The 11,744-nt window shown below is 60.9% G+C and carries 5 protein-coding genes; all 5 read right to left on the bottom strand.

Going from position 1 to position 11,744, the window contains the following annotated elements:
• Positions 1-141: 141 nt before the first annotated feature.
• Positions 142-1,068: a ketoacyl-ACP synthase III gene (locus J3P77_RS07325; protein WP_434680721.1), complete on the bottom strand. Its 927-nt coding sequence runs from the start codon at positions 1,066-1,068 to the stop codon at positions 142-144.
• Between the two features lie 299 nt (positions 1,069-1,367).
• Complete coding sequence (locus tag J3P77_RS07320; RefSeq protein WP_434680719.1) at positions 1,368-4,271, bottom strand: glycosyltransferase family 2 protein; 2,904 nt, start codon at positions 4,269-4,271, stop codon at positions 1,368-1,370.
• 124 nt (positions 4,272-4,395) lie between these two features.
• The gene (locus tag J3P77_RS07315; RefSeq protein ID WP_434680717.1) at positions 4,396-7,974 is read right to left on the bottom strand and encodes a glycosyltransferase; all 3,579 of its coding nucleotides are present in this window, start codon (positions 7,972-7,974) and stop codon (positions 4,396-4,398) included.
• Positions 7,975-8,062: 88 nt separating this feature from the next.
• Positions 8,063-9,664, bottom strand: coding sequence for a flagellar hook-associated protein 3 (locus tag J3P77_RS07310; protein WP_434680715.1), 1,602 nt, complete (start codon positions 9,662-9,664; stop codon positions 8,063-8,065).
• A 13-nt stretch (positions 9,665-9,677) separates the two neighbouring features.
• Positions 9,678-11,735, bottom strand: coding sequence for a flagellar hook-associated protein FlgK (gene flgK, locus J3P77_RS07305; RefSeq protein WP_434680713.1), 2,058 nt, complete (start codon positions 11,733-11,735; stop codon positions 9,678-9,680).
• Positions 11,736-11,744: the final 9 nt, after the last annotated feature.

Here is an 11,744-nt window from a genome sequence, read left to right as displayed (position 1 = left end):
AGATTTGCAGGAGGCAGCTTGCTGGCGACGGCTGCGTTCAGGCCCGTAGATTTGCTGCGACTTTACCGGCCTTGTCGCGAGCAGGCTCCCTCCCACCGGAGAGCGGCGTATCGCCTACGCCCAAGCTCCCGCAGGGCTGCTTCACGCCCGATAGATAATCGCCGAACCCCAGGACAGGCCGACGCCGAAGCCGCTCAACGCAACACGCTTGAACGAAGAACCAAGCACGTGCTTCTCGATCAGCAGCGGAATGCTGGACGATACCGTGTTGCCGGTCTCGACCATGTCCTTGAGAAACTTCTCCGGCTTGTCTTCGAAGCGTCGGGCGACGGCGTCGACGATTGCGGCGCTGCCCTGGTGGATGCAGAACGCATCGATGTCATCCGGCTGCAGACCGGACTCCCCGAGCAGTTCGTGCAAATGCGCCGGGACCTTCACCAGGGCGAAGTTGAATACCTGTCGGCCGTTCATGAAGAACACGCCGTTGCTCACCTTCAGATGTGGCGCGCCGGACCCGTCGGTGCCGAATTTCGCCTTGCCCAGCAGCCATGGAGCGTCTTCGCCCATCCAGGTAGCGGTAGCGGCGTCGCCGAACAGCATGGTGGTGTTGCGGTCTTCAGGGTCGACGATCTTGGAGTACGGATCAGCCGTGATCAGCAGGCCGTTCTTCAGACCCGCCGCTTCCATGAAGCCCTTGATCGCGTAGATCCCATAGACGTAGCCCGAGCAACCCAGAGAAATATCGAAGGCCGCCACATTGGTCGACAGACCCAGCTTGTCCTGGACGATGGCTGCGGTGTGCGGCAGGCCTTCCTCGTCGCCGTTCTGGGTGACGACGATCAGCACGTCGATGTCTTCACGCTTGAGCTGGGGATTGTTGGCAAACAGCACGTTCGCGGCTTCAACACACAGATCCGAGGTTTCCTGGGTGTCTTCCTTGCGCGGCAGGAAGGTGGAGCCAATCTTCCCGAGAATGAATTCTTCATCCTTGCCGAATTTGGCGCCCTGAGCGTAGTTATCCACGCCTGCGGTGGGCACGTAACTCGCTATGCTTTTTATGCCAATCATCATGGCTTCCCGATTAGTAAACAGGTCAATGTTCGTCCCAAAATGATCAGGGCGCTACCGAATGGAGGTGTTTTGCGGACATTTTCTAGGGCTTGGGCCTGAATAGGCAAGCCGGGCGAACGTCGATCCCCGCAGCACGATACAGTGAAGATGCACGTTATGACCCGCAGGTCACTCTCGGGGCGCGTTTTGTTTGGCTCTCGGGACGGGATGAGGCTGGTCGAGGGTGACCTGCCAATGCGGCGGCAAATCCCGCGAACCGCCCCCTGCAAGGGGACGGACCGCCGGATGCGTGAGGCTCAGAACTCGACGAGGGTGAAACCTGCGCCGCTGAGGGAGAAGTTTTTGCTGTAAGCCTCATCCTGCTCGAATCGGCCCGACCACTTGTCGATCAGCGCGCGGCGCGTTTCGTCATCGGCCTGTACCAGCCCGCTGTGCACCACTTGAACATGCGGAGTCCAGACCGTCAGGTAACCGTTCTGAGCCGCCTTCAGGCAAAGATCCACATCCGCCAGACTCTCGCCGAACGCAACTTCGTCCAGCCCGCCCACTGCATCGAACAACTCTTTGCCGATCATCAGGCATGCCGCCGACACGGCTGAACAATTCTGCTCGACGACCAGGCGATGCATATAGCCTCGCGAGCGCTTCGACTCACCGACGAACGCCGACCCGACACTACCGTTGAAGCCCAGAACCAGGCCGGCCTGAGTCACGCTGCCTTCACGGTCGATCAGCTTGACGCCAACCACACCCACCTCAGGGCGCTGCGCCTGGTTGAGCATTGATTCGATCCAGCCGACGTTGACGATCTGGCTTTCGGCGTCCAGCAGAATCAGGTACTCACCCTTGGCTTCGCGACTCACCAAGTTGCGCAACGCAGCCGGACTGATCCGCGAGTCGGCCTTGAACACCCGAATGCGACTCGAAGCCTGCTGTTGCTGGTCCAGCCATTGCAGCAGTTCCGCAGAGCTGCTGCAGTTGTCGCCGATGAGAATTTCATAACGCCCGTAACGTGTGCGCTGCAATACGCTTTGCAGACAGCGCTGCAGATCGGCGAGGTTGTCCTGGCTATGCAGGATAATCGAGACCATCGGCCGGCTGGTGTGACGGTAGTCGATCTTGTAGGTTCCAGGCAGCGCGGAATTGACCTCCGCTTGATAGCCGCGCTGGCCAAGATGACGCGTCAATGCTTTTTGTTCGGCTTCATTGACCTCAAGCTGTGGCGCTTCGCAGATCACGACCGGCTCGCTGAGGTGAGCGAGACCGTTCATGCCGCCCTGCTCGATCAGACGCAGCAACAGGTCAAATTCAAGCGCCTTGTCGAACTCCTTGGCGTAGCCGCCCGCTTCCACCAGCAGCTCGCGACGGATCAACCAGTGCCGGGCCATCAGCGCAGGCACACTTTGCAGCAGGTCAAGGTTGAAACCCGGGCGGAACAACGGCGTCAGCGTGCCATCGGCCTGACGATGGATCTCGTCGATGGCCACTGCGCGGCACTGCGGCGCATCGGCCAGTTCGAGGCTGGCCAGCAACAGGCCGCTCTTGGTGAACTGCTCGCCGGCGTGCGCCAGCATCAGCCAGTCGCTCGGAGACTGCTTGACCACCTGATTGATCCGGTCGACGTAATTGTTTTCAGTGACCTTCACGAAATGCAGGGTGTTCTGCAGCGTAGTGACCGCCGGGAGCTCGCCGGTGGTGAAAACCACCACCTTGAACGCCTTGTAGTGGCTGTTCATGAGGCTGTCGAAGGTGATCTGCAGCTTGAAAATATCAGCTTCCAGGTCCAGCAACAGGATGCCAATCTGCGAGCCACCTGGCTGTTTGGCCAGCCTGGCGCTGTATTTTTTCAGCTCGAACGCGTTCGGGTTACGGCTGTCGAGCCAGTTGAGCAGCCGGCCGGACGGCATACCGTCAAGCAGCTTGCCGTTGTCCTGGGACGAAACCGCCTGAAGGCGCTGTGCCCACCCTGCCAGTCGCTGGGTTTCTTCTTCGTCTTCAGCGGACTTGCTCAATTCTTCGGCCAGGCTCTGCACGACACCCAGATTGAACGCGTAAATGCCATACGCCTGCCACAACCGGTTCTTGTACGTGTCGGCATCAGGATTCAACTGCACGCGGGTCAGCTCGGCCTGCTTGAGCAAAGCGCCTTCCAGCTCCTGAAGCTGAACACGACCGGCTGGCATCGCGTGAACCAGAAACTCGATCTTTGCCAGCTCATCGAACAGCGGCTGATTGTAGAAAGGCAATTCCACGAACTGTCGCGGCTCGAATCGCGGCTCCGATTGCTCGAACGCGACATTCCACTGCGACTTGACCAGCGTCTCCTTGCCTTGAAACGGCTGGGTTTCAAGACTTTCAGCCATGGCCTGCAAGCCAGCAAGAATCTGCGCCCTGCCCTCATCGACGGAAACGCCCGGCACGTTGGCAAGCGCAGTCAGCAAGTTTTGGGCGAAGCCTTCACGGCCCGCGGTGGCTTTCGGGTCCTTGTGGCTCAGAGCCGCGTGCAGTGCCGAGCAATAACGTACGTGCTCGTTTTCGCTGGCCAGCAGATGCAGCGCATAAGGAAGCTGCAGGATGCGCAGTTTCGCTGAGACTGCCAGAAAGCTCATCTGGCCGATCTCTTGCCAGTGCAGCTCGGTGTCTTGCGGCAGGGACGCGAACCACTGTCGCGCCAACGCGGTACGCGTCACGGCGTTGAGCAGCGAAATGCTCTGGCCCAGGAACCCGACAAGACGTTGCAGCGAATGATCATCCGAATGATCTTCTGCGACCTTGCGATCACGACGCAGGTAGTCGACATGATCGACGTGCGCCTGATAGCTCAGGCTGTAGCCCTGGCAAGCGCCGTATTCGTCATGGTCTTCGAGAAAACCCAGCGCCTCGTGCAGCGCGGGCTTGAGCAGAAAACTGCTGACATCGGCATACGTCACGAACGGCGTTTCGACCTGCTCAACACCCAAGGCAATCCGCGCGCTGAGGCTGGCGTCCACCAGGTCGGCGCGGTGCAGGTAATGGATGCCAGCGGTGCTGGCGATTTCATTGTCCGCTTGCGGCGAAGTATCCAGAACGCTGATGGTGAATGGAAAGTCGCTGTAGTACTTCAACGCGCGGCGCAGGAAGTCCGGCTGATCCTGGGCCAGCAACACCAAGGTCAGGCGCTGATTCATGGGCGTAGCGACGTTCCCGATTGCGTTTTGCATAGTCTTTCCTTGGCAAACCTTGGCACGCTCAACCTACGGCATGGATGCAGCAGCGTTGGAGCAGGTGCAAATTCATGACCGCTCCAGCGGTGCATCCGCTGGAGCGCGTTCAATTACAACTCGATCAATCCGGCAGCCAGCCATTGGCCCAGTACTGCAGGTTTTCTCCGCGCAGCATGAAGTCACGCAGCACCGCCTCACGCAGTTCATCCCCCATACGATAGCTGGCATTGGGGTCGGACAGGTGCATGCGAATCGCCTGCAGCCATTCCTGCGGGCTGTTGCTGTATATCCGGGTCGCCGGCAAGTGGCCGCGATAGGCCTCGGTATCCGAGCAGATCACCGGGTAACCACAGGCACCGTATTCCAGCAGTCGCAGGTTGCTTTTGCAGTCGTTGAAAATATGGAATTCCAGCGGCGCCAACGCCAGATCCAGGTTCAGGCTCGCCAGCTTGGCCGGATAGGTTTGCAGGCTCACGGCCGTGTGGAATTCGTGAATGTAGGGCCTGAGCAGGTCCGGGCACATGCCGAAGAACACCCACTCGACTTCATCCGCCAGCTCGCGAACCACATCGACAATCAGCTCCAGGTCGCCGCGGTGACTGGTGCCGCCGCCCCAGCCGATGCGCGGCTTGGACGAACTGCGGCGCTTGCTCTTGAGGTTGCTCCACAAGTGCGGGGCGAGCATGTTCGGCACCACGCGAATGTCGCTGTGCATGCTCGACAAGGCCTGCGCCAGCGGGTGCGTCGAAACCACGACCCGATCACACAGCCCGATGCCCTTGCGCAGCATGGCGGCGATGTTATCCGGCATATTGCGGCGGTGTTCGTTACGCTCCGGTACGTCGGCGATGTAGTCGTCGAGTTCGAAAATACGCATGGCGCTCGACAGGTTCTTGACCTGAACGATATCCGGCACCTTGGCCTCGGTGTAGCGGCCCTGGAAGACGATCACGTCCGGCGACTGGCGCTCGATTTCAACAATCGATGGCGACTCGTAGGTCATCCGCCCGATGATCCGCCCTGCGGCTGACAGCTCGATCAAAGGCTGACTGAGCCGATAGTGACCGACCGCCGAGGAGTTGACCGCCATACCGAGGATTGACGGCAGGTGCCGGGTGCAGAACGGGTTCCATCCAGCCTGCAGGCCGGGGTCAAGGTGAAATGCTTTCGCTTCACCGAGGCTCAGGTTGGGGTTGTACGCCGGATCGCGTGCGATCTGCGGCAGCCAGCGGCGGTAGAACGCCAGCTGCTCGTTGTCCAGATCTTCGCGCGAAGCGGCGGAGCGCGGCGCTGCGGACGGCTCGGCGAGGGCCACCGACGCATACGGCGTACACACTACCAGCCAGCCATCGCGACCGGCGCGCATGCACAGATCCAGATCCTGGAGACCCTGAGTGAAGGTCGCGCCGTCCATTTCACCGACAGACTCGAACACCTCGCGGCGCACCATCAGGCAGTTGCCGCTGACCACGCTCCAGTTCTGCGTCAACTGCATGCGCTGCATATAGCCGCCCGCGCCTGCGCTGGTGTTGAGGAACGGTTTGCCGGCGATGCCTTCCATGCCCAGCACCATGCCTGCATACAGCACGCTGCCTTGGGCGTTGAGAATGCGCGGCCCGACGATGCCCACTTCAGGACGCTGGGCGTGGTTGAGCAATTCTTCCAGCCAGTCGGCCTGCAGAATCAACGCATGCGGGCTGAGCATCACCAGATACTCACCACGAGCCTGTGCGGCGGCGAAGTTCTGGGTGGCGGCTTCGTTGGTCGGCTGAGGTGCACTGAGCACGCGCAGCTTGTCGCTGTTGAGCTGCGCCATGGCGGCAAACCAGTCGCGGGCTTCGGGGCTCTCGCTGGCCCGGTCGACCAGCAGCACTTCGTAATTCACATAGCTGGACTTGCTCAGCAGGCTATCGACGCAACGCTCAAGCGCGGCCAGTTGATCCTTGGTGCTGATGATGATCGACACCAGCGGCTGACTGTCGTGAAGGTATTCGACGCGATTGATCAGCGGCAGCTGGTCCCGATGGATAATGTGCGGCCGGCCGATGCGTTGCAGGTGAGCGGCCACCACCGGCGCGTTCTGCTCGACCACGTCCGGCAGCGACAACCACTGGGCGAACGACAGCTGCGATTCGACCTGAACCTCGGCAATGTGCTCGATGGTCTGCGGTCCGGCGGTTTCCAACAGACGCCAGATCACGTCATGAGGCGCCAGCTCTTTGAATTGCGGGTCGAAACCGCCCAGCTCGATGACCTGCTGGCGATCGAACGCCAGCGCGCGCCCGACGTAGGGGTAAGCACGCAGCAAGTCCAGATTGAAGTCGGGCTTGAAGATCGGCTCGTAGGATTTCTCTACGTCGAACGCGCCCTCGTCGCTGTACACGCAGCGCAGGCCACGCACCTGCGCGACATGCTCGGCCAGCACCAGCAGCGCCGCCTGGGTCAATCGATCGCCGGCGCGCAACAGGTAGACCCAGTCGGCACCTTCGAGCAGCGGCAATGCTTCGTTGAGCTGCGCGGCCCAATTGTCTTGCAACGGCAGGCGCAGGACCTGTGGGTCCTCGACTCTGGCGGCAGTGGTCATCACCACCACCGAATGCGCGGCGTAGTTCTGTTCGGCAAGACTGTCGAGGGTGATCTGCAGGGCTTCGGTATTGCCCTGAGGGTCAATGATCAGCGGCACGATCCGTGGCTGCCATGCCCAACTGGCAATGCGCTTTTCAATCAGCTTGTGCTCGGAGGCGGCAAAGCGACGGCAGGACAACCATTGCCCATAGAGCTCGGCAAAGCTCTCGCTTTCGCTGCCGACCCTGCTGCGCATGACGCCCTGCCGGTTGGCCATGACGCCGTACAGACCGACTTCGTCCCAGTCGTGGGACAGGCCCTCGACCTTGCGTAACGGCAGAAAGCGCACCCAGCCTTGAGCGGGAGCCTGCTCGCCGCTGCGCGCCTTGAGCATCTCGTTGAGCCAGCCCCATTCGGTGGTCGCCTTCTGGTACATGTCCGGCTGGCTGCTGAAACGGCCAGGGTGCATCCGCTCCGTGCTGTCGACGCTGTTGAGCGCGACCAGATTGCCGCGACGCATCAGGCAGATGAACAGAGCGAAGTCCAGCAAAGCGACAAACCCCTGCCCCGGCTGGGCCAGAGACGGCAGATAGTCCTGTACGTCGCTGCGACGCATCAGCGCGCCACTGAAACCACCCAGGTAATTGCGCGGCGTCTTCTCGAAGATCGCCAGCATGTCCTCGCCTTTGAACAAGGCGTCGTACGGCACCAGCCCGACGTTCTCCATCCGGGCCGGCAGCACATAGTCATCCACATCGACCAGATAGCGACGGCTTACCACCAGCCGTGCATCTTCATGCTGATCCAGCACCTGCGCCTGGCGCGCGACGCAGTAACTGTACAGACGGTCGTCATCGCACAGAAACTTGATGTACTCGCCCTGTGCCAGTTCCAGGCATTGCAGCAGATTGTTCTGAAAACCCAGGCGATGCGGGTTAGCGACGTAGCGCGCGATTTCGCTGTCGGCAGGCACCGTCTCGTCGAAGATAGTCTTGATTTCGGCGGTGCGACTGTCGTCGCAAACGATGATTTCAAGATTTTCGTAGGACTGATCAAGCGCGCTTTGCAGCGCGACGCGGAAGAAGCCGGGGTTGAGCGCGGGGATGACGATGCTGACGAGGGGGGCTGATTTCACAGTACGAACTCACGACCGGCGGGAAACCAGCCGGTCGGATGGCTCCCCTCACCGCTAAGAAAAAGACAACCTGCGTTGTGCGTCAGGCCTACAGCTGGCTGAAAAGGTTCAACCGGGACAGCTGGGTAAACACCATTTGCGAGGCTTCGAGCATGGTTTTTTGCAGTTGCAGGCGGGTGGATGCCTCAATCACGTCGGCCTTGACGTAGCTGTCGGACTCGTTGGTGTTATTGCCCATCAGCAGATCGTTGGTGGTGTCCTGCGCGCCAGCGGCCACCTGGCGCGCACCGCCGGCGGAAATAGCCGTGGACACCTGCTCCAGACTGCTCGACACGTTGCCAAGCGCTGACGTCAGCGCCGCGTTGAGTTGCTGGGTCTTGACCAGATCGCCATCGGTCGGTGTGTTGAGCACGTTGATAATGTTGGTCAGTGTGTTGAGGATGTTCTCTGTCTGGTGCGTGCCGCCCTGAACCAGGAACGTGTCGCCATCGGCAGGCGGGCCACCGGCGATGGTGAACTCGACGCCCGCAGCCTTGACCACTGAACCGGTCACCACACCTGCAGCGACCGGCGAGTTACCGGCGGTGTACGGCGAGGCATACAGCTCGTAACCGTTGGTGCTCGAATACTTGAGCACGGCGCCGGTGGTCGGGAATACGTTGTTGTAGGCGGTCTTGTCAGCTGCCGAAGTGCCTACCGCAGCGCCGCTGACGGTGGTGGCGGACGGGTTGCCGGGGCTGCGCGCCACAGTGATGCTGTCCGGCGTCGAGGCCAGCTGGTAGCTGCGGCCGGTCAACGCGGTGTTCGCCGCAGCGGGGGTTGCCTTGTCGGCGTCGCCCAGGTTCAGGTTCAGCTTCAGCTCCACGCCACGGAAGGTGAAGGTCTGGTCGGCAAAGGTGGTGTAATCCATCTTGCCGGCGTTGGACGCATCGACAGTCACATCGTTGGGCGGCGTAGCGCCGTCGGTGATGCGGAATTCGGTGGCGCTGATGAACGTCAACGAGTACGGCTCGCCGCTCTGATAACTGGAATTGTAGGTGTTGGTCGATTGCACCAGCCCACCGGACAGCGTCACCTTGCCGTCGTCGGTTGCGGGAGATATCAGGGTCGAAGACGTGCGCGTCGTATTGAGCGCCTGTTCGAATGCCTCGAACCCGGTGGTTCCGGCCGCCAGCTTCAGGCCGTCACCCACCGCCAGGGTCGGCGCATTCTGGTCGCCGTTATAGCTGTAAGTACCATCGGCATTCATCGAATAAGGCGCGGTCGACGACTTGGAGCCCGAGAACATGTACTGGCCGTTGGAATCCTGACTGTTCATCAGGCCCAGAATGTTTTTCTGCAATTCCCGCAGTTCACCGGCCGTGGAAATACGGTCCTTGTCGGTGTAGGAACCGTTGCCGGCCTTGAGGACCAGATCACGGGCGGCCAGGATCGAATCCTGAATGCTCTTGAGCGCCGTCTCAGTGTTGTTGACGTTGGTGTTGATGGTGCTGATGTTCGACTTGTACTGGGTCAGCATCGAGTTCTGCTGAGCCAGTTGCAAGACGCGCGCAGCACCAACAGGATCATCCGCGGCGGTGTTGAGCTTGGTTTCGCTCGCAACTTCCTGGCTGGTCTTCACGACATTCGCGTAGTTACGCTGATAGTTGGCGGTCGAGGCTTCGTAGAACTGGGAAGTTGAAATACGCATGGCTCACGACTCCTTAAAGGCTGTTGATCAGCGTGCTGAAAATGGTCTGCGCCGCCTTGATGATCTGCGACGACGCGGTGTAGTACTGCTGATACTTGATCAGGTTGGCGGCTTCTTCGTCCAGCGACACGCCGGAAACCGAATCGCGAGCCGCCTTGGCCTGGGCCACCACGGCTTCCGTGGCGGTCACATCGCTCTTGCCCTGGGCGGCACGGGTGCCGACCGCCGAAGTCAGGTCGGCATAGGTGCCGGACAGGCTGGTGCCCACGCCGCCGTTGGTCACGCCAACGGTCTTGGCGGTCTGCAAGGCAACGGCGGCCGTGGCATTGCGGTTGTCCGAGGAACCCGCGCCGGTCAGGCCTACCGAGAACGTGTCATTAACCTGCGGCGTGCCGGAAATGCTCATCTCGAAATCGAACGAGGCCGTGCTGCTAGGCGTGGTGGAAGTGTCGGTGTAGCCCACGCTGAGTTTCAGGTTGTTGCTCTGGCCCTGAATGATGCTGCCGGTGATGGCGTTGCCATTCTTGTCCAGTACCGCCGCGCCTTTCGAGTCGAGCAGCTGATAGCTCTGCACGCCGTTGGTGGCCGCGCCCATCACCAGACGCATCGGCGTAGAATCCTTGAGCGCATTGCGCAGGTCCAGCGTCTTGGTCGGGTTGTAGATATCGGTCTTAGTGGTCAGCACCGGCTGGGTGAAGCCACCGGTACCGGAGTTGCTCGCACCGGCCGTGGCGGTCAGCGGCGCGGCGGCGGCGATATCCTTGGGATCGGTCAGAGCCACGGACATGCCCGAAGCGCCGTTGCGCGTCGGAGTCACTTTGAAACTGTCGCCGGCCGTCACTGCCGCGCCATTGAGGCTCATGGAGAAGCCTTCGAAGGTCTTGGGCGGGTTGTCGCTCAGCTTGCCGACGCCGACGCTTTCGCCATTGGGCAGGCGGCGCACGGTGAAGTTGTCCGAGTCACTGAAGGTGACTTCGTAATCGCTGGCTTCGAGCCTGGTGGTGTCCTTGATGGTCACGTTCAGGTTGCCCGAGCCCAGGCTGTTGGTCAGGCTGCCAATACTGCGCTGGCTGATCTGCTCGGCGCTGTTGATGTTGTTGAACAGCGCGGTGCCGAAGTTGCCCTTGCTGTCGATACCCTGGCTCAACTGGGTGTTGATCTGGTCGTTCATGACCATGGCCATGCGGCCCAGTTCATTGGTGGCAGGCACCAGCACTTCGGAGCGGTAACGCAGCAGGCCGCCGATCGAGCCGCCGGTGACGACCGAGGTCACATCGGTCTGAGTCTGGCCGTAAGCGATCTGCACGCTGTATTGCAGCGGGTCAGCCGCGCTCGGCGTCGCGGACATCTTGTACGATGTCGCGCCGCTGACCAGCGACTGGCCGGTGCCGGTGTAGATGTCGTAGTTGCCGTTGTTCTCGACCACTTTCACACCGACCAGCTCGTTGAGCTTGCGCACGGCTTCATTGCGCGAGTCGAGCAGGCTGTTGGGGCTGGTGTTGCCGGCCGACGCCTGGGTGATCTGCTTGTTGAGGCTGGCGATGGTGCTCGTCAGCTCGTTCGCCTGACCTGTGTAGGTGGTGAGTTGGGCGTTGACGTTCTCGTTCTGCGAAGACAGCTGCGCCGACACCGAGTTGAAACGTGCTGCCAGAGCCGAAGCCTGGGTCAGGAACGCCGAGCGCTCAGCCGACTGGGTCGGGTTGGTCGCAATGCCCTGCAGGTTGTTGAAGAACTTTGTCAGTTGCGCGGCAACACCGGAGGTGCTGTCGGACAGCAGCGTATCGGTCTTGCTGGCCTGCCCGGAATAGGCGACGGCATCGGCCTTCAGCGCGGTGCCGGATTGCAATTGGGCGTCGAGGTAGCTGTTGTAGATACGACGCACGTCGGACAGCGTGGTCCCGGTGCCGATGTAGCCGACACCCAGACCGATGTTGATCTGCGCCGAAGCCGTGGTCATTACCTGCTGACGCGAGTACCCAGCGGTGTCCACGTTGGCCGTGTTGTTACCGATGGTGTTGATCGCGGCATTACTGGCGGTAATGCCCGAAAGCCCAATTGAAATCAGCGACATGATTAAAAC

The organism is Pseudomonas sp. R1-18 (assembly GCF_051132095.1).
Taxonomy (GTDB): Bacteria; Pseudomonadota; Gammaproteobacteria; order Pseudomonadales; family Pseudomonadaceae; genus Aquipseudomonas.
Note: the sequence above shows the minus strand (reverse complement) of the source record. Positions and strands in the feature narration are given on the sequence as shown.

What these genes read in the sequence shown, in the direction of transcription:
- flgK (WP_434680713.1), bottom strand. Translation starts at nt 11,735, where the DNA reads ATGTCGCTGATTTCAATTGGGCTTTCGGGCATTACCGCCAGTAATGCC.
- J3P77_RS07310 (WP_434680715.1), bottom strand. Translation starts at nt 9,664, where the DNA reads ATGCGTATTTCAACTTCCCAGTTCTACGAAGCCTCGACCGCCAACTAT.
- J3P77_RS07325 (WP_434680721.1), bottom strand. Translation starts at nt 1,068, where the DNA reads ATGATTGGCATAAAAAGCATAGCGAGTTACGTGCCCACCGCAGGCGTG.
- J3P77_RS07320 (WP_434680719.1), bottom strand. Translation starts at nt 4,271, where the DNA reads ATGCAAAACGCAATCGGGAACGTCGCTACGCCCATGAATCAGCGCCTG.